General features: G+C 42.0%; 27 protein-coding genes. 13 read left to right on the plus strand and 14 right to left on the minus strand.

All coding sequences use genetic code 11. From position 1 onward, the window contains the following. Positions 1-7 precede the first annotated feature (7 nt). The 10 genes from mmsB to BIW53_RS02985 all read left to right on the plus strand — a co-directional run bounded on the left by mmsB (position 8) and on the right by BIW53_RS02985 (position 7,089). Positions 8-895, plus strand: coding sequence for a 3-hydroxyisobutyrate dehydrogenase (gene mmsB / locus BIW53_RS02945; protein ID WP_070990323.1), 888 nt, complete (start codon positions 8-10; stop codon positions 893-895). Between the two features lie 5 nt (positions 896-900). Then, the gene (locus BIW53_RS02950) at positions 901-1,662 is read left to right on the plus strand and encodes an SDR family oxidoreductase (protein ID WP_070990324.1); all 762 of its coding nucleotides are present in this window, start codon (positions 901-903) and stop codon (positions 1,660-1,662) included. Between the two features lie 34 nt (positions 1,663-1,696). Further along, entirely contained in the window at positions 1,697-2,332 is a 636-nt protein-coding gene (locus BIW53_RS02955) for an AAA family ATPase (RefSeq protein ID WP_070990325.1), read from the plus strand. A 308-nt stretch (positions 2,333-2,640) separates the two neighbouring features. Further along, positions 2,641-2,976: a zinc ribbon domain-containing protein YjdM gene (locus BIW53_RS02960; RefSeq protein WP_070990326.1), complete on the plus strand. Its 336-nt coding sequence runs from the start codon at positions 2,641-2,643 to the stop codon at positions 2,974-2,976. Between the two features lie 80 nt (positions 2,977-3,056). Then, positions 3,057-3,350: an antibiotic biosynthesis monooxygenase family protein gene (locus BIW53_RS02965; protein ID WP_070990327.1), complete on the plus strand. Its 294-nt coding sequence runs from the start codon at positions 3,057-3,059 to the stop codon at positions 3,348-3,350. Between the two features lie 251 nt (positions 3,351-3,601). Continuing rightward, positions 3,602-4,948, plus strand: coding sequence for a S8 family serine peptidase (locus BIW53_RS02970; RefSeq protein ID WP_139158768.1), 1,347 nt, complete (start codon positions 3,602-3,604; stop codon positions 4,946-4,948). Between the two features lie 227 nt (positions 4,949-5,175). Then, on the plus strand, positions 5,176-5,715 hold the full coding sequence (locus tag BIW53_RS02975) for a manganese efflux pump MntP (protein ID WP_070990329.1): 540 nt from the start codon (positions 5,176-5,178) through the stop codon (positions 5,713-5,715). A 120-nt stretch (positions 5,716-5,835) separates the two neighbouring features. Further along, complete coding sequence (locus BIW53_RS20820) at positions 5,836-6,012, plus strand: hypothetical protein (RefSeq protein ID WP_175442082.1); 177 nt, start codon at positions 5,836-5,838, stop codon at positions 6,010-6,012. Positions 6,013-6,224: 212 nt separating this feature from the next. Then, the gene (locus BIW53_RS02980) at positions 6,225-6,617 is read left to right on the plus strand and encodes a rhodanese-like domain-containing protein (RefSeq protein ID WP_070990330.1); all 393 of its coding nucleotides are present in this window, start codon (positions 6,225-6,227) and stop codon (positions 6,615-6,617) included. A 217-nt stretch (positions 6,618-6,834) separates the two neighbouring features. After that, entirely contained in the window at positions 6,835-7,089 is a 255-nt protein-coding gene (locus tag BIW53_RS02985; RefSeq protein WP_070990331.1) for a hypothetical protein, read from the plus strand. Positions 7,090-7,195: 106 nt separating this feature from the next. Here BIW53_RS02985 and BIW53_RS02990 read toward each other — a convergent pair whose 3' ends face one another. The 6 genes from BIW53_RS02990 to BIW53_RS03015 are packed head-to-tail and all read right to left on the minus strand — an operon-like array spanning position 7,196 to position 14,403. Beyond that, positions 7,196-7,444, minus strand: a complete 249-nt coding sequence (locus BIW53_RS02990) for a DUF3862 domain-containing protein (protein WP_070990332.1) — start codon at positions 7,442-7,444, stop codon at positions 7,196-7,198. Positions 7,445-7,458: 14 nt separating this feature from the next. Further along, positions 7,459-8,301 (minus strand): CsiV family protein, encoded by an 843-nt coding sequence (locus tag BIW53_RS02995; protein ID WP_070990333.1) that lies wholly within the window; start codon positions 8,299-8,301, stop codon positions 7,459-7,461. Then, positions 8,298-11,786 (minus strand): transcription-repair coupling factor, encoded by a 3,489-nt coding sequence (gene mfd / locus BIW53_RS03000; RefSeq protein ID WP_070990334.1) that lies wholly within the window; start codon positions 11,784-11,786, stop codon positions 8,298-8,300. Before mfd ends, BIW53_RS02995 begins: the two co-directional genes overlap by 4 nt. A 25-nt stretch (positions 11,787-11,811) precedes the next feature. Next, a complete protein-coding gene (locus BIW53_RS03005; RefSeq protein ID WP_070990335.1) occupies positions 11,812-12,702 on the minus strand; it encodes a carbon-nitrogen hydrolase in 891 nt (296 codons plus the stop codon). Between the two features lie 3 nt (positions 12,703-12,705). Beyond that, entirely contained in the window at positions 12,706-13,749 is a 1,044-nt protein-coding gene (locus BIW53_RS03010; protein WP_070990336.1) for an agmatine deiminase family protein, read from the minus strand. Between the two features lie 54 nt (positions 13,750-13,803). Next, a complete protein-coding gene (locus tag BIW53_RS03015; RefSeq protein ID WP_070990337.1) occupies positions 13,804-14,403 on the minus strand; it encodes a PilZ domain-containing protein in 600 nt (199 codons plus the stop codon). Between the two features lie 179 nt (positions 14,404-14,582). On the opposite strand from BIW53_RS03015, the gene BIW53_RS03020 reads away from it, so the two are divergent. Together BIW53_RS03020 and BIW53_RS03025 are read left to right on the plus strand one after the other, a co-directional pair. Next, on the plus strand, positions 14,583-15,191 hold the full coding sequence (locus tag BIW53_RS03020) for a GNAT family N-acetyltransferase (RefSeq protein ID WP_070990338.1): 609 nt from the start codon (positions 14,583-14,585) through the stop codon (positions 15,189-15,191). A gap of 218 nt (positions 15,192-15,409) precedes the next feature. After that, positions 15,410-15,937, plus strand: coding sequence for an AidA/PixA family protein (locus BIW53_RS03025; protein WP_070990339.1), 528 nt, complete (start codon positions 15,410-15,412; stop codon positions 15,935-15,937). A 58-nt stretch (positions 15,938-15,995) separates the two neighbouring features. Here the strand turns inward: BIW53_RS03025 and BIW53_RS03030 are convergent, their stop codons facing one another. The 8 genes from BIW53_RS03030 to BIW53_RS03065 form a co-directional block, all read right to left on the minus strand. Further along, positions 15,996-19,169, minus strand: coding sequence for an efflux RND transporter permease subunit (locus BIW53_RS03030; RefSeq protein ID WP_070990340.1), 3,174 nt, complete (start codon positions 19,167-19,169; stop codon positions 15,996-15,998). 3 nt (positions 19,170-19,172) lie between these two features. Next, on the minus strand, positions 19,173-20,348 hold the full coding sequence (locus tag BIW53_RS03035) for an efflux RND transporter periplasmic adaptor subunit (RefSeq protein WP_070990341.1): 1,176 nt from the start codon (positions 20,346-20,348) through the stop codon (positions 19,173-19,175). A 455-nt stretch (positions 20,349-20,803) separates the two neighbouring features. After that, on the minus strand, positions 20,804-22,648 hold the full coding sequence (locus BIW53_RS03040; RefSeq protein ID WP_070990342.1) for an ABC transporter ATP-binding protein: 1,845 nt from the start codon (positions 22,646-22,648) through the stop codon (positions 20,804-20,806). Positions 22,649-22,801: 153 nt separating this feature from the next. Next, positions 22,802-23,248 carry a ferric iron uptake transcriptional regulator gene (gene fur, locus BIW53_RS03045; protein WP_070990343.1) on the minus strand — a complete coding sequence of 149 codons (447 nt, stop codon included), beginning with the start codon at positions 23,246-23,248 and terminating at the stop codon, positions 22,802-22,804. A gap of 107 nt (positions 23,249-23,355) precedes the next feature. Continuing rightward, positions 23,356-23,883, minus strand: coding sequence for a flavodoxin FldA (fldA, locus tag BIW53_RS03050; protein ID WP_070990344.1), 528 nt, complete (start codon positions 23,881-23,883; stop codon positions 23,356-23,358). Positions 23,884-23,897: 14 nt separating this feature from the next. Then, positions 23,898-24,176 (minus strand): LexA regulated protein, encoded by a 279-nt coding sequence (gene ybfE / locus BIW53_RS03055; protein WP_070985549.1) that lies wholly within the window; start codon positions 24,174-24,176, stop codon positions 23,898-23,900. Between the two features lie 2 nt (positions 24,177-24,178). Beyond that, positions 24,179-24,400: a DUF2788 domain-containing protein gene (locus tag BIW53_RS03060; RefSeq protein ID WP_070985548.1), complete on the minus strand. Its 222-nt coding sequence runs from the start codon at positions 24,398-24,400 to the stop codon at positions 24,179-24,181. Positions 24,401-24,482: 82 nt separating this feature from the next. Then, positions 24,483-25,259 carry an alpha/beta fold hydrolase gene (locus BIW53_RS03065; protein WP_070990345.1) on the minus strand — a complete coding sequence of 259 codons (777 nt, stop codon included), beginning with the start codon at positions 25,257-25,259 and terminating at the stop codon, positions 24,483-24,485. 127 nt (positions 25,260-25,386) lie between these two features. Here BIW53_RS03065 and seqA point away from each other — a divergent pair, with 127 nt between their 5' ends. Beyond that, positions 25,387-25,935, plus strand: a complete 549-nt coding sequence (seqA, locus tag BIW53_RS03070; RefSeq protein WP_070990346.1) for a replication initiation negative regulator SeqA — start codon at positions 25,387-25,389, stop codon at positions 25,933-25,935. Positions 25,936-25,940 lie beyond the last annotated feature (5 nt).

Raw genomic sequence — 25,940 nt, forward strand, 5'->3', positions numbered from 1 at the left:
GCAGAACATGGCAAAGATTGGATTTATTGGCCTTGGAAACATGGGTGGGCCAATGGCTAGCAACCTGATTAGAGCAGGCCATTCAGTAACTGTATTTGATTTAAGTGAGAGTGCCGTTGCAGAGCTGAGTTCTCAGGGGGCAAAAGCGGCAACCAGCGTAGAACAAGTATGTGAAGATGCTGACTTTGTGGTGAGCATGCTACCAGCAGGTAAGCATGTACGCATGATCTACTGTGGTGAGAACGGTTTAATAAACTACCTGAATAAGTCAACTTTGGTTATTGATTGCTCAACAATAGATGCAGAGTCAGCGCAATTTGTAGGTAATGAGTTGGCAAAGGCTGGAGTGAGTTTTGTTGATGCACCCGTATCTGGCGGGGTAGCAGGAGCTGCCGCGGGAACCTTAACCTTCATCGTAGGTGGTTCCGAAGCTGACTTTAATCGCGCTAGCAGTATTTTGACCGATATGGGTAAGAACATATTCCATGCAGGTAATATAGGTGCGGGCCAGGTAGCTAAGATCTGCAACAACATGCTATTGAGTATACTTATGGCTGGTACCAGTGAAGCGTTACAAATGGGTATAGATCATGGGTTAGACCCCAAGGTACTCAGTGAGATCATGCTAAACAGCTCAGGCCGAAATTGGACGCTAGAGGTATATAATCCATGTCCAAATGTTCAAGAAAACGTACCGAGCTCAAATAGCTATAAACCTGGTTTTATGATTGATCTTATGGCTAAAGATTTGGGACTTGCACAGCAAGCGGCTCAGCAAACTAGCTCAGCGACGCCGCTTGGGGCTATGGCCAAAAATCTGTACAACCTTATGCAAAACCAAGGTAAAGGCGCTGAAGATTTCAGTGCAATTTTTAAATTATATAGTGAAAAGTAAACCCTATGGATATTAACAATAAAACCGTAGTGATAACGGGTGGGGCGCAAGGTTTAGGCTTTGCAATGGCGAGCGAACTTGCAAAATCTGGCGCAAGGCTAGCCCTGATTGATATGCAAGAAGAAGTATTAGCCAACGCTAAGGCTCAGCTCAGTGCATTGGGCGCAGTGGTAAGCACTTATGTAGCTAATGTCAGTGTTGAAAGCGATGTAGAGTCTGTATTCAATGCTATACAAGCGGAATGTGGCAACATTGCTGTACTTATCAATAACGCTGGTATTTTACGTGATGGGTTATTGCTCAAAGCAAAAGAAGGCAAGATAGTAGATAAGATGGCTTTATCACAGTTTCAATCCGTGATTGATGTTAACCTGACTGGCGTATTCCTGTGTGGTCGTGAAGCGGCTGCAAAAATGGTGGAAGCAGGTGAGGGAGGTGTGATCATCAATATGTCCAGTGTTGCACGTGCAGGTAACATGGGACAAACCAATTACTCAGCTGCAAAAGCGGGTGTTGTCGCAATGACTACCAGTTGGGCCAAAGAGCTGGGTCGTTTTGGTATTCGTGTTGGTGCAATTGCACCGGGTGTGATCCGTACCACAATGACTGATGCGATGAAGCCTGAGGCCAAAGAGCGCTTACTTAAAATGAAACCTGTAGGGCGCCTAGGCGAAGCACAAGAAATCGCTCACACAGCAAAGTACATCATTGAAAATGACTTCTTCACGGGACGCGTGGTTGAAATCGACGGTGGGATTCGCTTGTAAGCGAATAAATTATATAGTGTGATGATCTGAAGGCATGCTTAGACTAGAGCATGCCTTTTTGTTTTCTAGCGCAAAATATCTGACAAGCGGTGGTATTTTAGCAAATGACACAATCATGGATAAAGTGAATGTAGTAGCCATCAGTGGTGCATCAGGAAGTGGAAAAACGTCTGTAGTGAAACAGCTAAAAAGTCATTTTAGTTGTCCAGGCATACATTTCGATGACTATGTTAATGAATCTAGCTACCCGGAGGACATGAAAGAGTGGCTCCGAAACGGCGCGGACGTATCTGACATTAAAACACCCAATATGCTTTATACGTTGCAAACGCTGGGCGTACAAAAGCACTTGTATATTTTTGTAGAAGAGCCTTTTGGCAAGCAGCGTGCTTGTATGGCTCCTTGGATAGATTATGTGGTGTTACTTGATATACCTTTGGATATATGTCTTTCAAGAATAATGAAAAGGCATATACGGGGTAATTTTAACAACACAAATAATATGTTAAACGAGTATCTAGACAAGTATGAAGATCACATGAGAGAGATTTACATAAAAACAGTTAATCAAGTTCGCAGTAATTGCGATCTTATCGTCAGTAACAGTAATTCAGTTGCAGACATTGTTGATACGATTGATGAGTGGTTAAGGAGTGCCGTTGACCTGTGAGAGGTTGATAACTTTCAGTTAGGGTGCTCTGCTGCTAGATACATAACGCAGTGCTGGTTGGGTATAGTTAAATGTTAAAGGAGTTAAGAATGGAATTGCTACCATAATAATAGGAGTGTATAAAACTACGTTTCAACATGGGACTGTATTGAGAGTTACAACTGATGCGTGTGTTTCTTTTTGAATAGCAACATTGTCTGTGCAAATGACTTTTTTGTACTGTTAAAATAGCGCAACTTATTGGTATCGTCATGCAACGCGCGGTATCATTTATAAATGTTTATCAATAATATTAAGAAGTAACAAATATGTCTTTACCCCCTTGCCTAAAATGTCAATCTGCGTATGTTTATCAAGATCAAAGTAATTTAGTGTGTCCAGAGTGTGCTTATGAATGGAACCCAGCAGAAATTGAAGAAGATAGCATTATCAATGTTAAAGATGCTAATGGCACTTTGCTTTGTGACGGGGATAAAGTCACGGTGATTAAAGATCTAAAAATAAAAGGGAGCTCTCAAGTTATTAAAATAGGCACTAAAGCCTTAGTTAGACGTGTACTAGATAAGAAAGACCATGAACTCGATTGCAAAGTTGATGGCGTTGGCGAAATGATGGTGACAGCTAAATTTGTTAAAAAGGCATAGTGTTATTATCTAATCGTTCACGTTACGATTTAGCATCGCGAGAATAATCAGAAACATTAAAATGAAAAAGGATTAGATTGATGTTTGCAGTAATCTTTAAGGCAAAAACAGGGCAACAAGACGAACACTATTCTAAAACAGTGGAAGTAATGCGTACACTGGCGTTTGAGAAGTATAACTGTCAGGATTTTATAGCAGTTACAGAAGGTGAGCAAGAAATTGCGATTTCATATTGGTTGTCGCAAGAAGATATAAAAAACTGGCATGCAGATAGCCAACATAGTGTAGCGCAACAGCTCGGTAGGGACACGTGGTATGACTCATATGTAGTTGAAGTTGTTGAGATACTCAGAAAATACAGTTTTGGACAATAATTTTATATCATTAACACCCCAAATTACATCAACTCACAATCTGGATATTGGCTAATTATGTGAATTGCTGTTACCTACCTTATTGCAATAAAGCCATTCTCGTTGCGGGCATAAACTATGCCTGCCGTTTATACGTCTTGGTTATACGCTTGTAACGAATCAACCTAGCTGTTTTTCATCCTTTATTTGTATATTTGTGTTTTTTTAAATAATACTAAAGTTGATGTACGTAAAAAGTTAAGTCGTAAATTATGAAAGCCTCAACATTGTCGATAATGCTGGTGAGTTTGAGCTTGCCACTTGCTGCGACGGCTAATATCCAATATAGAAGCGCGGAAATTGTTGTCGCAGGTCCTGTGACGGATTCCAGCGTGAATGTACTTGCTTACTATCCCAAATCTAAACTCAGTATCGTTTCGGTTACCAGAGGTAAAGAGTTGGAAAAAGCGAAGGAAATGCGCTTGAAGGGGCGGCTCGCACATGTAAATGTTTTAGTTAATAAATTTGCGATATCTAACGACCCATATTTAAGTTATCAGTGGAATTGGCAGAATATTGAGGCCTTTTCCGGATGGGATGTGAATATCGGTGGAACGAGTACCGTAGCGGTGCTGGATACAGGGTTAGCTGGTGGTGGTTCTGATGGGATAGGGTGTGTTGTCGCACCTTACAATGTTTACGACCCCACGATTTATCCAGAAGACGGTGACGGACATGGTACGCATGTATCAGGCACGATTGCTCAAAGTACCAATAATGGAATTGGCGTTGCGGGCTTGGCATATGGCGCATGTATTATGCCTGTAAAAGTACTCGATGACAGTGGCAGTGGAAATATGGCTGCAATAGTAGAAGGTATATATCATGCGGTAGACAGTGGTGCCGATGTAATAAATCTGAGTCTGGGTGTCAGTGCCAGATACCGTATTACTTCAGACCCTATACTGGACCCTGCGCTTGACTATGCAGCTTCAAAAGGGGTTGTCGTGGTCGCTGCATCAGGTAATGATGGAAGTCGCAGAAATATCAGTTATCCAGCGAGCCACAGTAGCGTGATTGCGGTTGGTGCAACGGACGCAAACGATCAGGTAACGCGCTACTCGAACAGGGGAGATATGTTGGATCTAGTCGCTCCTGGTGGCGATACAAGTGTTGATAGTAACGGTGATGGCTACGCCGATGGCATTTTGCAAGAAACCAAAATTGGTGGTAGCTGGGGGTACTATTTCTTCCAAGGTACATCAATGGCGACTCCTCATGTTGCAGCATTATCAGCAATGCTCATAAGCAATGGTACCGCCAGCACTCCCATGGATGTAAAAACTGCTATGCAGCAAAGTGCAAAAGATCTGTACGATGCAGGGTGGGATAAAGCGTCAGGCTCAGGCCTTATTAATGTGTCAGCTGCCCTAAATTGGCAACCAGGTGTCGTGAACCCGCCTTCTATGTGCACCGATGTTGATGGTGACGGAGTATGCGTTGAAGCGGGAGATTGTGATGACAATGATGCATCTGTATATCCGAACGCAAACGATACACGCGGTAAAAAGGGTCGAGATGGTATCGATAATGACTGCAATGGCATTGTTGATGGTTAATCATCTGTTTAGATAACTTATTATACAATGTTTGACATGTGGGTTGGGGTTTAGCGAACGGTGTTAGATCCTTGGTTAGTTTTGTGCTCGCAACCGTTTGTCGCACTTTTTATTCTGTTGTTCGCAACATTCCATAAAGTGGTTATGTGGTGATCTCCATTTTTGATATGCTCTGTATTTCAAGGCCAGAGGTTCCTCTGGGTTGTGGTTAACTAGTGAGATGATACATGTTTGAAGTGATGGTTTTAGCAATCGCATTGAGTATGGATGCGTTTGCCGTATCGATTGGGTTAGGAGCTAAAGAAACAAAACATACATCCATGTTAGCATTTAAATCAGCATCATATTTCGGGATTTTTCAGGCTGTGATGCCGCTTGCTGGATACCTAGGAGGAAAAGGAGTGCTTGGTTGGGTGCAAAGTTATGCACATTGGATTGCTTTTGTGCTGTTATTACTCATTGGCGCAAAAATGTTATATGAAGCTATCTCAGAAGGAATAGAAGAGGATATTACTCAGATAACGCATAGGGTAATGCTGATGTTAGCTATTGCGACCAGCATAGATGCAATGGCAGCAGGTTTTACTCTAACTTTGTTGCAAGTTGAACCATTTATTGCCTGTGCGCTGATAGGTATCACAACATTCATATTTAGTTGGATAGGCGTAGTTGTGGGGAAACACAGCGGTACGTGGCTGGAAAGTAAAGCGGAGTGTTTCGGTGGAGTCATTCTAATTTTGATGGCGTTTAAAATATTACTACTTTAACGAAGTGAAAGTTATTATTTTATAAATAGCTACGTCAAAACCAGGACATAATGGGGTCTTCGCAAGCTCATCTGCTAGTATTAACAATAGATACTTAATATAGAAAAAAGGCTTAATAAAATGAAAGCGTTTCTTGGTTTGTTATGTGTACTTTTTCTACTGAGTGGTTGTAAGCTCACTCGTGTAGAAGGAGAAGTACAAGACGTTGAAGTTAAAGTTGGTAGTAAAGAAAGTAGTGAGTCAACGAATAAGCACTGTCCTCCAGGGTTAGCTAAGCAGGGTCGGTGTAAAAATTAACTTTCCTTCAGCCTTCAGTATGAATCATTTTATCAATTAGTCTGCAAGGGTATGAAAGCCCTTGCTGATAAATGTCTGAAACGTCAAAACGCAACAGTAATACCATCAATCTTGCCAAGTATGGGGAAATTACCTACACAGTGGTCTACCATTATGTTTCCTAAGTAGTTTTACTCACTCAAGTTTGTTTTTATATAATTGGAGACAAAGATATGGTTTCTTTTATCAAAACAATGACAATACTGTTATTGATCTATTCTTGCCAAATTATCGCGCAGCAAAGTATAGCTCACAATGAACTCTTGATTAATCAGATGTCTGATCAAGCTCACATTATTGTCGATGTTAGAAGCGCTGAAGAGTTCGCACAGGGGCATATTAAAGGAGCAATCAATATCCCATTTAACCAGATTGAACAACATGAAAACCTACTTGAGCAATATAAGTCATCGCAGTTAGTCGTTTATTGTCGCTCGGGGCGAAGGGCTGGTATTTTTATCGAATCATTAGCACCTAAAGGGTTTAACCTTTTACACTTAGAAGGTGATATGAATGCATGGCTCAAAGCAAACTTACCTGTGATCACTGGCCCCTCAGTTGACTAATTTGTTTATTAAAAGCAAGGCTTTGATAAAGCACATTTTGAGCTTTTTAATATACTTTTTAACATGATCTGCCTTTTTTCATGTAAATAAATCACACTTAAACGAAGATATCGTTTTACGACATTGTCATTATATGCTTTGATATTAACTGTTGTTCTGAATTTGCATACATAACAACTATAAATACAAGTTAATAAAGCATAAAAAGGAAAGGAAGATGAAAATATCAATAATAATGGCGGTGCTTAGTGTATTAACCTTGGCTGGCTGTAAGTCAAATGATGGGAATGACGGCACGACAGCTCAGACTAAGAAAAAGGCTTACCATTGTGAGCAGGCTACTAAGCTAGGTTCAATGATCCCAAGAACTCGTTGTATCTCACAAGCAGACAAAGAGCTTGAAGAGCAAAAGAGTAAAGAAGCATTCAGAAATTCAAGAGCTAAAGCCCCAAGAATAAAAAGTGGTGGCTAATCGAGGTTTATCACTTTTAGCTATGAAGCGGCGATTGTATATGGCCGCTTTATAGCTAGAGAAAGCTTGAAGAAGGGAAAAGCTAAAGGCTTTCCCGCTAGTGCAATTATTCAATCCCTTTTTTAGTATAAAGCGTGACTTTGTCAGAAACTAAGGTAATTTTAATGTGCTTGTCTTCACTTCCCCAAGTACAATTTGTATGAAGGGTTTTTTCTTCGCACTCATCAGCAGAGCCTAAAATCGTCTCAACCTCAGCTTTATCCATACCAACTTTTACTTTGTTATAGTTTTCCATATTTACTTTAGAGCAACCAACTAAGGTTAAAATAGAGGCGCTGATCAATAATTTTTTCATAAACTTACCCGTTCTTAGTGTTTGTATTTTCTTATCTGAAAGATTACCCCTAATTTGGGATGATCTAAGTAATGTATATCTCCGCTGTATACGCGTGTAAACTGGGACATTCGAGCTTTTTGTATATCGCCATTATCCATATAGTAGCGAATATCAAAATTACTGGTTACATATAAATAATGCTTTACGTGTATCTTTATTAGTCCTTCCAGTTGCCAATGATCTTCATCAGCTTCGGTTTTAACATTAAAGCTTTTATCTAATAGCCCAAGGTAGCCATTTTGTTCGATAGTATCGAGAAACATTTGGCTGATTGGAGACTCAAATCTTTTTCCCGCGAATATTTTTATAAATGGTGCTCTGCGTTGACTCTGCTCAGGAAAGCGCCACCCTGTATGAAGGATTGGCTGCAAACCACGGCGTTGTAATTGTTTTAGTACATTCTCAAACTTTAACTGTTCTTCGGACAAAAGATATATATTGTCCATATGCTCTTGTGGATCAGCGTGGGGATAGATTGGTAAAGTGTCATATAAAGCAATGTAATCATTATTAGCATCACAACCCCAAGAGTGGTCAGTGTTACTCATTTTTTCAATAAATGGGCGAGGATCAAAGTCGGAGTCGCCTTCTAAGCATCGCTGTTGACCTTGGGCGTTGAAGCCACCAGTCAATAAGTCCAATTGTTTCTTACCTTCGATTGGTGGATGAACTAGGCTAAAATCTTCTCTTAGCGAGTCAGTTGGCTGTTGCTCAAAAGCTATCATCTCAACTTCAAACCAGCGTTCAGCTTGAGCGTCAATAGAGAATGCTGATAAGCATAATGCTAGCGTAACATTTGTTATTAAGTGCTTCATGCAACTGCCTTTTTATGAAAGTCTTCAATCATAGCATCGATTAGTTTCAAACGCTCTTGACTATTTTTCTCTTCTATCGCAAAGCGTAGTTTATTTGCGCCTTCCATTTTATATACACGCGGATTGCTTTGTATCAAAGCAATGATGAACGTTGGGTTAACCTTGGTCGTTGCATTGAATTCAAAGTATCCCCCTTTAACATTTGCTTCTATTTTGCTGATCCCAAGCTCATTTGCTTTGAGTTTGAGTTCTTGCACTTTAAAAAGGTTTTTTGCTGCATCAGGAAGCAGGCCGAATCTATCGATTAGTTCAACTTGAAGTTCATCCAGTTCTTGGTGGTCTTTGGTGCTTGCAATACGCTTATACATACTTAAACGCATATTAACGTCAGGAATATAGTCATCAGGTAATAGAGCCGGTATTTTTAAATCAACGTCAGTGTGTTGCTGCAATAAATTATCTAACGTTGGTTCTTTGCCATCTTTAAGTGCCTGGACAGCTTGCTCCAGCATTTCCATGTATAAAGTAAAGCCAACAGTTTGCATTTGACCACTTTGGTCATCACCAAGCAATTCTCCGGCGCCACGGATCTCAAGATCGTGTGTCGCAAGCGCAAAACCAGCACCAAGGTCTTCGAGAGACTCGATAGCTTGTAAGCGTTTAACCGCATCTTTGGTTAAGGTTTGGCTGTTTCTAGTCAGTAAATATGCATAGGCTTGATGGTGGCTACGACCAACTCGACCTCTAAGTTGATGCATTTGTGCTAAACCTAGCTTATCAGCTCTATCCATAATGATGGTGTTGGCGGTGGGAATATCAATGCCAGTTTCAATGATGGTCGTACACACTAAAACATTGTATTTTTGATGGTAAAACTCGCTCATTAAATGTTCAAGGTCACGCTCTCGCATTTGTCCGTGAGCAATCGCAACATTTGCTTCTGGAACGAGAGATGTTATTTCACTGGCAGTTTTGTCTATTGTTTCTACATTGTTATGTAAGAAATAGACCTGACCACCACGCTTAATTTCACGTAATATAGCTTCTCGAATAAGTTCATCATTACGTTCTTTAACAAACGTTTTAACCGCTAAGCGTTTTGCTGGTGGAGTTGCGATAATGGATAAGTCGCGCATACCACTCATGGCCATGTTGAGCGTACGGGGGATAGGAGTTGCAGTAAGCGTTAAGATATCAACATCTGCGCGAAGCTGTTTAATTTTTTCTTTTTGACGAACTCCAAAGCGGTGCTCCTCATCGACGATAAGTAATCCTAAATCTTTGAACTTAATGTTCTCTTGAATGAGCTTATGGGTTCCAATAACAATATCTACCTGACCGTTTGCCAGTTTGTCTAAGGTATCTTTTTGCTCTTTAGTACTGTTAAAGCGCGACAATACCCCCACTTGAACAGGCAGGTCGGCAAAGCGGTCTTTAAAGTTTTCATAATGTTGCTGGGCTAGCAAAGTGGTTGGTACCAATACGGCAACTTGTTTGTTGTCATTGATAGCAGCAAACGCGCCTCGCATTGCTACCTCTGTTTTACCAAATCCAACATCGCCACATACTAGTCGATCCATGGCTTGGTTAGACTGCATATCAGCCAATACAGCTTCTATGGCATTGCGCTGGTCATCGGTTTCCTCAAAAGGAAAGCTATTTGCAAAGTCACGATATAGTGCCCCGTCGAGTTTAAAAGCGTAGCCTGGTTTACTTTGGCGTTTTGCGTAAATATCAAGCAACTCCGCGGCGACGTCTCTTACTTTTTCAGCGGCTCTGCGTTTAGCTTTTTCCCATACATCAGAACCTAGCTTGTGTAATGGAGCCGACGCTTCTTCACCACCAGAATAGCGGCTGAGCATGTGCAAAGCGGAGACGGGGACATATAATTTAGCGTCATTTGCGTAGGTGATAGTAACGAACTCAGTAGCAACACCTGCAGCATCAATGGTTTGTAATCCTAAATAGCGGCCTACACCGTGATCTAGATGAACAATAGGTTGGCCTTCTTTTAGCTCCGCCAGATTACGAATAAGTGCATCTTGCCCTTGCTCATACTTATGTTTTCTGCGTCGTCGCTGAGAAACTTTAACGCCTAGTAACTCTTGCTCTGTGATGATGCTCAGTGCAGGCTTGTTGTCCTGATTTGAGGCGGATAAAAATACGCTTTGTTCAAGCGGGCTTACTATTAATCCAACATCAGCTTTGCTAGCTATAAAATCCGCGAAATCGTTAAACTCTTTGAGTTTAAGGCCGGTTGGTTTGAGTAATGTCAGCAGCGATTCGCGGCGACCATCAGACTCAACGCTAAAAATTACCCGTGCTTTTTGTTTCTTTTGCTCGGCAATATAGGTGAGAATTTTGCTATATGGTTCTGCAAGTTTATGATCGATACGTATGTCGAACAACTCACTAGCAGATAGGTTAGTGTGACCTGCTTTGGTACCTAGTTTGGCCTGACTAAGCCTAATTCGACCATAGCGATTGAAATGACTGTATAGTTCTTCAATTGGTTGATAGAGCTTTGCGGGTTCTAACAGTGGCCTTAATGGGTCTACGCGGCGATTTTCATAGCGTTTCTCTACGTCGTGCCAAAAGCTTTGTGCTGCATGTTCAATATCGCCTAAATGCATTATTGTGGTGTTATCAGGTAGATAGTCGAATATGGTTGCAAGTTGCTCATAAAACAGAGGCAAGTAGTATTCAATACCCGAAGGCCAATTACCTTTTGTCACCTGCATATAAATAGAGTCTTTTTCGGCACTTGCGCCGAAAGCTTGTCTATAACTGACCCTAAACCGCTCGATATCAGCATCATTTGTTGGAAACTCATGAGCTGGCAGCAAGTCAATCTCATCAACTTTGTCGCTGGAGCGCTGTGTTTCAATATCGAATAAACGAATACTATCGAGCTCATCATCAAAAAAATCGAATCGATAGGGGTGTTGGCTACCCATAGGGAATAGGTCAACTATCGAACCCCTAACTGCAAACTCCCCATGTTCCATAACTTGTTGCACGTGGCGGTAACCAGACTCACTTAAAGCTGACTTTAATTGCTGTGCGTCTATCACATCTCCTACTTTGTACTTTAATGCACTACCGTAGATGAAAGCGGGAGGTGCGGTACGAAGCATTAGGGTCGATACTGGAACAATCAAGACACTGCTACTTTGGTGCTTTAAAGCATTGAGCGTGGCTAGGCGTTGAGAAATAATATCCTGATGAGGAGAGAAGTGATCATATGGTAATGTTTCCCAATCGGGAAAAATCATCACTGAGCGATCTTGCAACAAATATCCCAGCTCAGTTTCTAAGCGCAGTGCCGAAGGGGTATCTGGGGTAACAATCACAACTAGCTCGGGGTGTTTTGCAATGCCTTCGCTTAGCGCGACACTCAAGCCACTACCACTGAGTTGGCCCCAGTGGATTTTATCGGTGGTGTTTTTTACCCAAGGTAATTCGCTCCAATGCGCTAACGCCATTGATCACTCCTGTTTTGTTTTTTATTTAGTCACGATAGATTTTGCAAAGATCTTGGTACTGGTCAATGCGGCGATCACGTAGATACGGCCAAATTCGGCGTACAGATTCACTGCGGCCCTGATCAATTTCGACCACTAGTGTTTGTTCTTGCGTTTCACTGGCGTGAACTAGCATTTCCCCCTGAGGACCTGCTACAAATGAATTCCCCCAAAATTGAATGCCTTCACTTTGGGCACTTGGGTCCTGCTCGTGACCTACACGATTGACGCTTATGACCGGTACGCCGTTGGCAACCGCATGGGCGCGCTGTGAAATGATCCATGCATCACGTTGACGAATTTGTTCATCTTGATCATCTCTTGGATCCCAGCCGATAGCGGTAGGGTAGATAAGCACTTCAGCACCAGCCATAGCCATCAATCTTGCAGCCTCAGGGAACCATTGATCCCAACAGACAAGTACGCCCAACTTACCTACAGAGGTTTGAACTGGTGTAAAGCCAAGGTCGCCAGGTGTAAAATAGAATTTTTCGTAAAAGCCTGGGTCATCAGGAATGTGCATCTTGCGATATTTTCCTGCAATCGTTCCGTCACGCTCTAGTATGACTGCTGTGTTGTGGTACAAGCCGGTGGCGCGCTTTTCAAACAAAGAGGTGACGATAACAATGTCTAACTCTTTTGCTAGCGCTCCGTACAGGTTCGTACTTGGCCCGGGAATGGTCTCTGCTAAGTCAAATAAATCAGTGTCTTCTGTTTGGCAAAAGTACAGGCTACGATGAAGCTCTTGTAGTACTACAAGTTTTGCACCTTGTTTAGCTGCGTCGCGAATGCCTTGCACTGTTTTTTCAGTGTTTTGCTCTAAGTTATTGCTGTTGGTATGTTGTACCATACCCACTTTAAGTATTTGTGAACTCATGGCTTAATCCTGTTTTAAAAAACCACGTGGCAGTTGCATTGTAATACAATGTAGACTGCCGAATTGATGGATAATAGGCAGGCAATTTATGCCAATAACGGTATGTTGTGGATACGCGCTTTGCACCTGAGATAAGGCGAGTGCGTCTTGTTCATCATTATACACAGGCACTAACACTGTTGAGTTAATGATTAGGTAATTGGCATAGGTTGCTGGCAATCTATCACCATCGTCATTAAATACCGCTTTTGGCCATGGTAGAGGGATCAACTTGTATGCATCACCAGTGGGTGTTTTAAAGCTCTGCAATTGTTTTTCCATGGCCTCTAATGCAGGGAAATGCTCATCGCTCTGATCATCACATTTTACATAAACCAAGGTGTTCTCGGGTGCAAAGCGAACTAAGGTGTCAATGTGGCTATCTGTGTCATCTCCTGCTAAATAACCATGATCAACCCATAAAAAATGACTTGCTCCTAGCTGCTCTTTTAGCAGTGACTCTATTGCTTGTTTGTCATATGCAGGATTTCTATTTGGGTTCAAAAGGCACTCAGAGGTTGTTAACAAGGTGCCATGTTCATTCATTTCGACACCACCACCTTCAAGAACAAAGTCCATCGCTTGGTACTGGTTATTGGCGTTTGAAAGTTCGCTGACCACCTTTGCATTAATCGCATTATCTAACTGAGCTTCAAACTTGTTGCCCCAACCATTAAATATATAATCTTTAATGCATAATTGTCCTTGGTCGTCGGCACAGGTAAGTGGGCCGTGATCTCTTGCCCATGTATCATTACATGGTGCAACGACAAATATCACTTTTGATAAATTGACATCCGCATTGTTTAACAATGCGCTGATGTGTGTTTTTAACTGCTCATTGTGGGCCACGATTACAACATATTGTAACTGACTAATGTGTTGACAAAGGGTGACATACACAGGTTCAACGCTTGCAAGTATGCTTGCCCAGTCGGTATCTTTGTGAGGCCAGGTGAGCATCACAGCATCCTGTGGCGCCCATTCAGGTAGAAGTCTAAAGCTCATGATTAAACACTAATAAATAACTAAGCCGTTAGTTTATCATTGTGTCATGAACTGTCAGCTATTTTGTTCTTTATTCTGATCTGATTGACGTTTTTTTAACTGGCGAGTTTGTGCATGAAGGCTCGCGCGTACGACTAGTTCCTGATCTTCATCGCGGATTTTTGTAAACGCGATGGTGTGCTGAAAGGTGTTATCTTCGCCACTCTTGACGTCGATCACCTCACAGTAACAATAAATTGCCGCGGCTTCTTGTCGTAAAAATAGCTTGGTTCTAAGTTGAGTTCCAAGGGGGTAAGTTGTGCTTGATGTAAAGCGAATACCACCACCACCGTATGAGTCGCAGTAGATATTGTCTTCATCAGGTTGTTCTGTGGCCAGAATGTGGCTCATGATGAGATCTATTTTGCGAGACTGAGCTTGTAAAAAAGTCGCAAGATCTGTGGCGATATCACCAAGGCTGCGTAATGGGCTGAGCATTTTATGGTCCAGCTCTTTCATTTCATTGGCGAGTTTAAACAATGCAGGGATTTTTTCCTCAAGCTCAGACACCGTAGCGGGTACTTCATCATGACTGACCTCTTTGAGGTTGACTTGATTTGCGTCGTCTACCTGAAAGTATTGTTCAAAGTTTTCGAGAAGTTGCTGCTTATTCATAACACGACCATATTGGCGTTTTATTTAATATTAACGGGTTAGCGCTAAAAACGCCATAGTGTTGCTATTACACGGGTAAAAAGTGCTTTTAAAAAGACAAAAATATTTGTATAAATACACCTTTGTAATAATAATGTATTAAATTGTTGCGTAATGATTAAATTTTATAGGTGATTTATATGGACATAATAGAAGCAGATCCGCAAGCACTGACCGCCGCTTTGTCCTTACCAGAAAATCTAAAAATAAGAAATGCGACCTTAGCAGACTTAGAAGAAATGGCTAAAGTAACCCATGCAAGTTGGCAACAGGCGTTTAACCCATTTTTACCTCAAGATGTGTTGGACAGGGGCACACATGAATTCTTCCAAAAGATCTGGTTATCGATTATCAATAAGCCAAAAGAGAATACCGCACTTGTGATTAGCAATGGGCGTCATATTGTGGCGTGTGGTGCAAGTGGTAAGTATCGTACTGCCCACAACCCGGTTAGTCGACGCGTTTGTAAAATAAAGGCTGGAGAGCTATATCGAGGTTATGTATTACCCGATCATCAAAATAAAGGGCTGGGTCAAGCATTACTCAAAGCGCGCCTATTAAAACTCTATGAGCAAGGCTATCAGCGGGCGTATACATGGATCTACGCTAAAAACGAACAGGCTCGTGCCTTTTATGAAAAACACGGTGCGGTCAGTTTAGACAGCGCGTTGGGGTTGACGATGAATCGCTATCCTTTTGAAGAAGTTTGCTATGGGATTGAAGTGAATAGTGTTTTTCATGATTTATAATTTGGTGTAATTGACTGTAATGAAAAATGGTCAAAATTTGTAACCAAAATGTACATTGTGTGTTGATATTTGTTTGGAGTGTGGATATTCTATGCTCGTTCGGTTGAATGAATAATTCACTGTACGCTATTTAGGTAAATATATAATTCGCTCATTGGTGTGATGTGCGATAATTGATTTACTTACTTGTTGAATGTTAAATATTTTAAGGATAAAAAATGACTATACATCGCGTAGAAGTTGTTGTTGATTGTGAAGCAGTTGAAAATGGTGCTCCTGGAAGCCGTGCAGTAAATATGTATGCATCGCAAGACATCGTGCTTAGTAACTCACAAGGCTCTTTTGAGTTAAGTATCCGTGTAGACAATGATGATATCATCCGTTGGAGCGCATTTCCTAAAGTAGTTCAACCTGAAGGTAGTAATGAGAACTACTCTGTTATCATCGATGCTGAGCATGATTGGAATAATAATACGCTATTGAAAGACTGGACCGCTTACCAAGGTAATATGCCAGTTTATGTGTACGAGCAAGATGCAATCCCAATGAGACAAGATCAGCGCGTAAATATTGAACGCCAAACAGCTTATCAGCCATTTGTTCAAGCTAATGCGACGTTACCAGGGCGTCCAAACCCAGGTGTTTCGCAAACTGAAGCGTATACTTTCTATGTAAAAGTATACAAAGGCACTGAGTTAATCAAAGAGATTAACTGGGACCCGTTTGTGACTGTTGTTCAACCATAACGGTTACTTAAAGATTTTACAGACTTTAAAAGGCGGCATTTTGCCGCCTTTTAAGTTTTTATGCTAACCCTTCTTTGGTATCAACATGTTCCTTCTTATGTTGCTCGGCTATTTCTTGCGCTAACTCTTCTCTCGAGCGTTTTTCAGTGATTTGTCTATTGGTTAACCAGAAAAAGAACAAAGGTACGAAAAAGACAGCTAAGAAAGTAGCGGCCATCATGCCACCCATCACACCTGTGCCAACACTATGCCTAGCGCCAGCTCCTGCCCCGGAGCTTAGTACAAGCGGTACTACACCCAGAATAAAAGCCAGAGAGGTCATAATGATAGGCCTGAACCTTAATCGAGCTGCTTCCAGTGCAGCTGCGCTTGCGCTCCAGCCTTGTTGGTGTTTCATCAGTGCATACTCAACAATCAAAATAGCGTTTTTACTGGCTAGGCCCAATAGCGTGACGAGTCCAATTTGGAAATAGACATCATTAGTTAAACCTGCAACCCAAATTGATACCAACGCCCCAAATGTTCCAAAGGGAAGGGCAAGTAAGACGGAAAATGGCAGTGACCAACGTTCATACAATGCCGCGAGAATTAAAAATACCATGATCACAGCCAGCCCCAACGCAAGCCCTGTGGTACCGGAACTTTGCTTTTCTTGATAGGCTGAACCTGTCCAGTCATAGCTCATATCGATTGGTAATACTTGACGCGCGATACGTTCCATTTCTGCGATAGCTTGTCCTGAACTATACCCTGGGGCTGCTTCGCCGAGTAGTTTCACCGCTGACAAATTGTTATAGCGTTCGAGGCTTTCTGGGCCACGGCTATACTCAATATCTGTGAAGGCTGAAATTGGTACCATATCGCCTTTATTATTCTTAACATAAATACGACCAACGTCTTCTGGTGTCATTCTAAACTCGGCTTCTGCTGAGAGAAGCACCTGCCATGCTCGACCAAATTTATTAAAGTCATTGACGTAATAGGTTCCTAAGTTGGCAGCCAATGCGTTAAAAGCACTATTAATATTGACTCCCATGGCTCTAGCTTGCTCTCTGTCCATATGAACTTTAAGTTGCGGAGCATCAGGACGCCAAAGGGTTTGCAAACTGGCAAGGACTGGGCTTTTTTGTGCCTCTGCCATCAACAACTGCATTCCTTGCTTAAGTTTTTCTGGTCCACCGGCACCTTTATTTTGTAGGTACACTTCGAAGCCACCTGTATTTCCAAGTCCGAAAATAGCTGGCGGGTTAAATGCCAGCACCAAAGCTTCATTAATATGTGCTGTTTTCATGTATAGCTCGCCAACTAGAGATTTAGCGTCTATTTCTCGCTCATCCCAATGTTTTTGAGTCACAAACAAAGTTGCAGCGCTGTTTTTATAGCCATTGCCAATAAAGTCAAAGCCAGTGAATGCGACCACATTTTCATTTGCTGGGTTTGACTGAACGGCTGCTATTACTTCGTCTACTACCTTGGCCGTGCGCTGCAAAGATGAACCATCGGGCAAGAATATAGCGGAAATATAGAATCCTTGGTCTTCATCTGGAACCAATGAGCTAGGTGTATTTTTCCACAGCGTACCAGTAATGGCTATCATACCCGCGACTAATATAAAGCCTAATAAGCCTCGTCTGACCATAAAGCTAACTGTACTAACATAACGGCTTGTAATCATTGTAAAAAAGTTATTGAACCAGACAAAGAATCCAGCGGTTTGTTTGTGTTCATGTTTGAGTATGAGTACACACAGTGCCGGTGTCATGGTCAGTGCAACAACGCCCGATAAACTCACAGAGATTGAGATTGTGATGGCAAATTGGCGGAATAACTCACCGGTTAAGCCGCCAAGAAACGCGATGGGCACAAATACAGAGCAAAGTACCAAAACGATAGCAACAACGGGGCCGCTTACTTCTTGCATAGCTTGAATTGCTGCCTCACGTGCACTGAGGTGCTTTTCGTGCATGATGCGTTCGACATTTTCCAGAACCACAATCGCATCGTCGACCACGATACCGATTGAAAGCACCATCCCAAATAGGGTTAAAGTGTTAATAGAATAGCCAAGCATATACATTCCAGCGAATGTGCCAAGTAGTGATACAGGCACCGCTAAAGTTGGGATCAGTGTGGCACGCCAATTCTGTAAAAACAGGTACACGACCAGAAATACTAAAACCATTGCTTCACCCAAGGTTTTAAGCACTTCACGGATTGAAACCTCGACAAAACGCGTGGTGTCATAAGCATTTAAGTGAGACAAGCCGATTGGGAATTGGGTTTTTAGTTCATCAATGGTTTGGTTAACTTGATCAGCAACATCTAAGGCATTAGCACCAGGTTGTAAGAAAATTCCTAGCAGTACTGCTTGTTTGCCATTAATGGTACCCGCAAAATTGTAATCTTTAGAGCCTAGCTCAACACGGGCAATATCTTTTAAACGCAGGTTAGAACCATCGGGGTTAACGCGAATCAGAATGTCTTCAAACTCTTGTGCGGTGGACAAGCGTCCCTGTGCAGTTACACTGTAAACTAGCTCTTGAGCGTGTTCTGATATAGGTGGGGCGCCAATTTGGCCAGCCGCATACTGGGAGTTTTGTTCTCTAATTGCGCCTGTGACTTCTTCAACGGTCACCCCCAACTGACTCATAACGTCAGGACGAAGCCAGATACGCATTGCATAGTCTTTGGCACCGAAAATTTGCACATTAGTTGTGCCTGGAATACGTTTTATCTTATCGAGCACGTTCATGGTTACGTAGTTGGAGGTCCATAAACTTGTGCGGGAGTTATCCGGCGAGTAAAATGCGTGAACTTGTAAAAAACTTGATGAGCCCTTTGCGACGACAACGCCTTGCCGACGTGTTTCTTCGGGTAATCTTGCTTCAACTTGTTTGACGCGATTATTGACGTTAACAGCAGCTTGGTCCACATCAGTGCCAATTTCAAATGTTACCATGATGGTGGTAACACCCGAACTGGTACTGGTTGAACTCATATACATCATGCCCTCAACACCAGTAATTGCATTCTCGATAGGGGCAGCCACCGTTTGCTCTAATACTTCAGCAGAGGCACCAGGGTAGAGTGCTGTCACCTGCACAACGGGTGGTGCTATCTCAGGGTATTGTGCAACGGGGAGACTTCTCATTGCGGCAAGTCCTGCGAGCACAATGACAATAGATATAACGAACGCAAAGATGGGTCTGTCTATGAAAAAGCGAGAAAACATACGTTATTTTTCTCCCTGTTGAGCCACTTGTACTGGCATTCCGGGAAAGAAAATACGCGCCATACCTTCTACAATAACGGACTGTTCTTCGGTGAGACCATCGCGGATAATCCAATAGTTGTCACTATTTATTCTTACCCATTCACCAACGTTGACAGGAGCAGGTAGAGCAACCAGCATACCTTGCTCGTTTTTGGTAGCAATATAAACAAACTTGCCAGTGCCGTTATCTAGCACCGCTCGCTGTGGTAGCAGTACCACATTGTGGCGTACAGCACCTTTGAGTCTGACTCGCACAAACTGCCCCGGTCTGAGCTGTGAGTGCAGGTTAGCCACTTTAGCCTGTAATTCACTTGTGCCAGTATAGCGATTTACTCTTACATCCGAAAAGTTAACTTTACCGGTTTGAGGGTAGATACTGCCATCTTGTAGCACTATCTGAGCATCAAATTCGTTATTCTCAGGTAACGTCAAACTGCCAGTTTCAACATCCTGACGCATTTTTAATTGTTCACGTTCAGAGAAGCCAAATCTTACACGCATAGTATTGGTATCTGTTAGCTGTGTAAGTAACACCTCAGGACCTGAAACATAGCTTCCCTCAGAAACAAGCTCTCGTCCAATGATCCCTGAAACAGGGGCTTTTACCTGAGCGTAGTTTAAATTGAGCTTAGCCTCGTTTAATGCAACCTTGGCGGATTCTAAATTTGCTAACGCGATATCGTAGCTGGATGCGGCATTATCAAAGTCGCGTTTTGAGACAGAGCGTTCGTTGGTGAGTGTTTCAAAGCGGTCTCGTTCTCGTTTAGTTTGGGTCACAGCTGCTTGAGCAGCGTGTAATTTAGCCTGTGCGGTTTCCAGTTCAAGTTGAAATGGTTCTAGGTCCAATGTGAAAAGCGATTGGCCTTCAGTTACTTTTTGACCCTCTTCAAAATTCCTTGATTCGACAATACCAGATACTCTCGCACGTATTTCTACTTCTTTATTGCCGGCAAGTGTTGCGGGCAGCTCGATGGTAATGGGAACATTAGTTTTTGTGACAGGGAGAACGCTCACAGCCGCTGGCGGCATAGCGTGAGAAGCTGATTGTGAATTATCTTCTTGGCATGCTGTAAGCAAAAGAAGCGTGCTTGCCATAAGTAAGACTGAGTTTACACAGCTAGTGAAGTGTGGATACATGTTTACTCCGATTCCTGTAGATGCATTGTAATGCTAACTTTGCAGATAATAATGCGTACGATCTCTGAACCGGCAGTGTTGTGAGTCCACTTGACATACTCAGAGAAGCGACCTTGCTTTAGCCCACTAACTATACAATATATACCGATAGTAAAGATAAGTGAACGCTGGCGTATACTTTATTTATTAGCTGGTAAACGGTTTGGTTTACCTTTTATTTGCTCAGCACAGTGTTTGTGCGTCAACAATGGGACAAATTTAAAGCACCGTTACGGTTTCAAAACGAAGGTTATACAAGCTCTTCGCTGAGATAGTGATACAGTGGTGCATTGTCCCATTAACCTCTATGCAATCTATACCGTCTATGACGTCGCCATATAGTTAAGCACTTAGCTAGAAGTGTCATGGTACTTGACGAGTTAGCACAGTAGGTAGGCTTGCTATTTGTTCTTGCGCTACTCCACGCCAATAAATCCACCCGTTTGATGTGCCCACAGCTTGGCATAAATACCGCCTTGTGCGAGTAATTCGCTATGTGTTCCGTGTTCGACAATCTGCCCTTGTTCCATCACGATGAGCTTGTCCATTTGTGCGATAGTTGACAAGCGATGTGCGATAGCAATAACTGTCTTACCAGTCATCAGGGTATCTAGGCTATCTTGAATAGCGGCTTCAACTTCTGAGTCAAGCGCTGAGGTGGCTTCATCTAAAATGAGTATGGGGGCATTTTTTAGTAATACGCGGGCAATGGCTATTCGCTGACGTTGACCTCCTGAGAGTTTAACGCCGCGTTCACCTACTTGAGCATCGAAACCTTTGTTGCCTTTACTGTCTTCTAAGTCTTGAATAAATTCATATGCTTGCGCTTGTTTAGCTGCACTAATTAATTCCTCTTCCGATGCCTCTGGACGCCCATATAAAATGTTGTCACGTACGCTCCTGTGCAGTAATGAGGTATCTTGAGTTACCATGGCAATGTATTGGCGAAGGCTTTCCTGTTTTACCTTTGAAATATCCTGTCCATCAATACAAATGCTGCCACTGTCTATATCGTAAAACCTCAGAAGCAAGTTGACCAAGGTAGACTTACCTGCGCCTGAGCGACCAACCACGCCAACCTTTTCACCTGGTTTAATTGATAAGCACAAATTATCAATTACGTTGGCTTGGGTATTTTTATCAAGGCGCTTATACGCAAAGCAGATATCTTTGAATTCTATTGCACCTTCGCTAAATTCCAGTGCATGTGCGTGTGGAGCATCTTTTATGTCAATTGGCTTAGAAAGGGTAGCAATGCCATCAGAGACGGTGCCTATGTTTTCGAACAAACCGCTGATCTCCCACATTATCCATTGCGACATGCCGTTTAGTCGTAAAGCAAGACTAATGGTAATGGCGATTGCGCCTACGCTGATTGCACTGAGTGACCATAAATACAAAGACAATGCGGCAACGAAGAACACCAATAGGTAGTTTAGTGCCTGCACACTCACATTGAGGCCAGTTGCCAATCTCATTTGCTTATAAACAGGCTGAATAAAAACGTTCATGCTGTCTTTAGCGTATTCTTCTTCACGTTGTGTATATGAGAAGAGTTTAACGGTAGAAATGTTTGCGTAACTGTCGACGATTCGGCCGGTCATTTCAGAGCGAGCGTCGGCTTGAGTGCTGGAAACGCGTTTGAGCTTTGGTACGAAGTAAATCTGTACACCGATATATAACGCTAACCATGCGAGCATGGGTAGTAAAAGTCTAATATCTGCCTGTGCTACCAGAGCCATCATGGCAGTAAAGTAGACCATTACGTAGACAAGTACATCCAAGAGTTTCATCACACTTTCTCTAACAGCAAGTGCGGTTTGCATGACTTTGGTTGCTATGCGACCTGCAAATTCATCTTGGTAGAAACTCATACTCTGCTTTAGCAAGTAGCGGTGTGCTTGCCAACGTATTGACATAGGATAATTACCCAGCAAGCTTTGATGCAAAATCGCAGAATGAAAAAGCACGAGAACAGGCAAAACCACCACGGTGACTAACGTCATGAACAAAAGCTCGGAGCTTTTTTTCTCAAACAATGCAGCTGGAGTGTAATTAGATAGCCAATCAACTAAATCGCCCATAAACCCAAATAGCATGACCTCAAGGATCGCCAACATTGCAGCACTCAATGACATCAGAATTAGTGGCCACTCCATGCCCTTGGTATAAAAACGGCAAAATGCATAGAGTGAATTAGGGGGTTGGCTGACAAGAGTTTCAGGAAATGGATTGGTGAAGCGTTCAAAAAACTTGTACATCTGTTCTATCCTTCGAATGTAATAACGCTATTTTACCGAGCACTGGGTAAATATCCAGTGTTTTTTTGGTGGCTTCTGAGCAATAAATCTTCAGAGTCAATATTTAGGCAAAAAAAAACCGGCCTAAGCCGGTTACGAACAAAGAAATAATAATTAGTTGCCGTTTTCTTCAGCGTACTTTTTACATGCTTCTTTGTCTTCACATTCACCATACAAATAAAGTGAATGGTTTGTCAGTTTAATGCCATTTTGTTTAGCAATCTCATCTTGACGAGACTCAATGACATCATCTTCAAATTCAACCACTTTTCCACATTTCAAGCAAACAAGGTGGTCATGATGTGTGCTGCCAGACAGTTCAAATACAGACTTGCCCCCTTCGAAATGGTGTCGACTTACAATACCTGCGTCATCAAACTGGTTTAATACGCGGTAAACCGTTGCCAGACCTATTTCTTCCCCTAAATCTAGTAGGATTTTGTAAACATCCTCAGCGCTGATATGCTGATTGTCTGGTGATTGTAAGATCTCAAGGATTTTGATCCTTGGAAGGGTTACCTTTAAACCGGCTTTTTTTAACTCTAAGTTGTGATCAGTCATTAAATCTGTCTCAATCTATTTATATGTATTTATCTTAAGTCATTCGCACGACGCCGCTCAAACTTAAGAATAACTTGCTCTGCACCTAAGTGCAAAGCTTGTAGTGTTTAGTCCTCTAACTCTGCTAAGCACATTTCATCGTATACTTGAGCACACCAAGCTTTAACACGTTGTTCGGTTAGCTCTGGCTGGCGGTCTTCATCAATTCCTAAACCCACAAAGTGTGAGTCGTCCACTAATGCTTTTGACGCTTCGAACTGGTAACTTTCAGTAGGCCAGTGACCGACAACAAGTGCACCTCTTTCAGTAACAATGTCATTAATCATACCCATTGCATCTAAGAAGTACTCAGCGTAGTCTTCTTGGTCGCCACAACCAAAGATCGCCACGAGTTTGCCTTCGAAGTCTACTTCTTCTAATTCAGGGAAGAAATCATCCCAGTCACATTGGGCTTCACCATAATACCATGTAGGAATGCCGAATAAGATCAGATCAAATTCCGCGATTTCTTCTTTACTACTTTTTGCAATGTCTTTGACGTCTACAAGCTTTTTACCTAGCTCTTTTTGTATCATCTTAGCAACGTGTTCAGTGTTGCCTGTGTCACTGCCAAAAAATATACCTACGCTTGCCATTTAATGCTTACCTTCTATCTGTTATTCGCTAATTTCTCTTGCAAGATGGTCTCTATTAACGCGCTACGGCTTATGTTTTGCTCATCTGCCATATCACTCAAAGCTTGATAAAGCTCCGATGAAACTTTAAATTCTACGCGTTTCAATCCTCTTGCACGATCACGTTTAATCTGATTACGCTTGTTGACCTTTAATTGCACTTCTCTTGGAAGTGGGTTGGTTTTCGGTCGGCCTGGGCGTTTTTCATTATCAAATAAGTCAATCGTGGTTCTATCTGTTTCAGATTTTGCCATGTCTAACCAACACCTGCACCTTGCCAAAATACCTGTATTAAGCCTTTGGCAATAAAACCTGAACAGCCCAGAAACAACACTAACCAAACGGTGTATCTACCAAATTTTGGCACATCACCCTTTTTTAGAACATCTTGGATAGCCATTCCTATAAAAAAGAAGATACCCGCTAACGCGAAATACAGCCCTAAGGTTTCAAATTCATTTATAAACTGACTGACCATGTGCGCTCTACTAAAATCTAAAACGGCGCGTACTATAACATAATCATTTGAGATAAATTAAGTTCGCAACGTAAAAACAACATTATAATTGAAGAAAATCAATTATAGAGCGATTTACTGATTGCGGCTTTTCCGCGTGGAGCCAGTGGCCTGCACCATGGATCACTTTCGCTTTGGCATTACTAAAGCATTGGGTAATAGCATCTTTATGTTCAGGCAATATATAGTCGGAGTTGTTTCCCTTGATAAATAGGGTATCACACAAACAAGAATGAGTTGCATTTATATTTGCAGTTATTTTGCTGTAATTCTCACAAATAGCAGGTAAGTTAAAGCGCCACGCAAGTTCAGACTGCTCATTTTTAGCCAAGCTTTTCAATAGAAACTGCCTTACACCAAGCTCTTCAATATACTGTGCCATGATTTTATCGGCTTCGTTGCGGTTTTGTATTTTTTTATGCGCAAGGGCATCAGCAACTGCTTTTAAACCTGCAATAATGCTATCGTGCCTTGAGTGATAGGCTACTGGTGCAATATCCAGTATGGCTAAACGCGCAACTTTTTGTTCAGCTAACATAGCCATTTGCATCGCAACTTTACCGCCCATCGAATGGCCAACTATATGTGCCTGTTCAATTTTAAGATGATCCATTAAAGCAATCACGTCTGATGCCATGGTCGGATAATCCATCACCGCATCGTGAAATGATGAGCCGTGGTTTCTCAAATCTACATTCGTCACTGTAAAATGTTCGGCTAACGCCTTAGCAACAATATTTAGGTTATCTAAAGAGCCGAAAAGACCATGGATAAGGATCACATGGGCTCCAGAGCCTGTTTGGGTGAAGTTAAGTAACATGTATTCTCCTAAATTTGATGCACAATTGTGCCAGCGTTATGCAAAAATGCAAAGCCGTAGAGTAATAAGTGAAATCAGGATATAATCGCCCATAGATGCACTAAATTTCAGTAATGACAGGAAAAGCATGAAGAAAATAGAAATAGATGACGAACTTTATCAATACATCGCAAGCAATACCCAAAGTATTGGCGAAAGTGCCTCTCAAATTTTGCGTCGTTTATTAAATCTCTCTGTTGATAGCAGTGTGCCGTCAGCACCTATGTCAAGCAGCGAACCTGCCACACAATCAGAACAAAGCGAACAGCAACCAGTGGTCGATGAGCTTGAACAATCAAATGAAAATGTCTTCAATATTTTAAATAAAGAAGAGCTTGCTATGCAAAAAGGTGTAGTAGGTAGGTTCTTATTTATTCTATGCGCGCTGCATCGCACCCATAAAAAAAGTTTTCACAAGGTGCTAGATATTAAAGGGCGTGATCGTATTTATTTTGCAAAAAGTAAAGAAGCGTTACTTGAAAGTGGTAGTAGTATGAACCCAAAAAATATTCTCGATAGTGAATATTGGGTGATGACCAACTCAAATACGACTCGTAAGAAAATGATGCTTCATGAAGTCGCGTTAAGCTTAGGCTACACTGAAGCGCAAGCTGAAACTATCCGAGACTACCTATAAGGACA

The sequence above is a fragment of the Pseudoalteromonas byunsanensis genome (assembly GCF_001854475.1).
GTDB classification, from domain to species: domain Bacteria; phylum Pseudomonadota; class Gammaproteobacteria; order Enterobacterales; family Alteromonadaceae; genus Pseudoalteromonas; species Pseudoalteromonas byunsanensis.